The organism is Streptomyces sp. MBT53, assembly GCF_016654115.1.
Lineage (GTDB): Bacteria > Actinomycetota > Actinomycetes > Streptomycetales > Streptomycetaceae > Streptomyces.
This window is the reverse complement of the sequence record NZ_JAEQAZ010000477.1, coordinates 1-716: the sequence shown is the minus strand read 5'-3', so window position 1 is coordinate 716 and position 716 is coordinate 1. Positions and strand designations below refer to the sequence as shown.

Annotated in this window: 1 pseudogene; it reads right to left on the bottom strand. The window is 69.3% G+C overall.

The features are described from left to right. Window positions 1–716, bottom strand: a pseudogene (locus tag JHN45_RS52345) (hypothetical protein); the annotation flags it as partial.

Sequence of the window (716 nt, the reverse complement as noted above, 5' to 3'; positions counted from 1 at the left end):
CCAAGGCCGGGGACGTCGCGGGCGCCGAGAAGGCGGCGAAAGAGGCCGACGACGCGGCGGACGCGGCCGAGAAGAAGGCCCGCGAGTCCGGCTGCGTCGTCGGCCTCTTTCGCCGCCTTCTCGGCGCCCGCGACGTCCCCGGCCTTGGCCGCCTTCTTGGCGTCGTCGGCCGCCTTGGCGGCCTTCTCCGCAAGTTCGCCGAGCTTGCCCAGCTTGCCGATCTTGCCGAGGTCGCCGACCTTCTCGACGATCTTGGCGCCGTCGTAGCCCGGGATGAAGAGGGAGCCGACGTTCCACAGGACGTGGGTGACGGCGCGGGTCTTGTCGCCGTTCTTCCAGTCCTTGGCGACGTCGTCGCCGATGAACACGTCGTAGAGGACCGTGCCGCCGGTCTTCACGGAGGCGCTGCCCCAGTCCCACAGGGCGCCGCCGTAGTCGCCGTCGGACCACTTCTTGGCGGCGTCCTTGGAGTTCTTGGACCAGTCGTCGCCGAGCTGTTTGCCGTAGTCGCCGATGCCCTTCACGGTGTCGACGGGGTGGCGGACCATGTCGTAGATACCGGTGAGATCGCCCCAGACTCCGTCGACGAAGAGGCCCTGGCCGACTTGTTTGACCTGGTCGCCGGCACAGCCGAAGAAGGCGCCCACGCCGGAGAAGCAGCCGTCGTCGTCGCCCTTGTCGGTGGTGGGGGTGGAGGCGGGGGCGCCTTCTTCGGC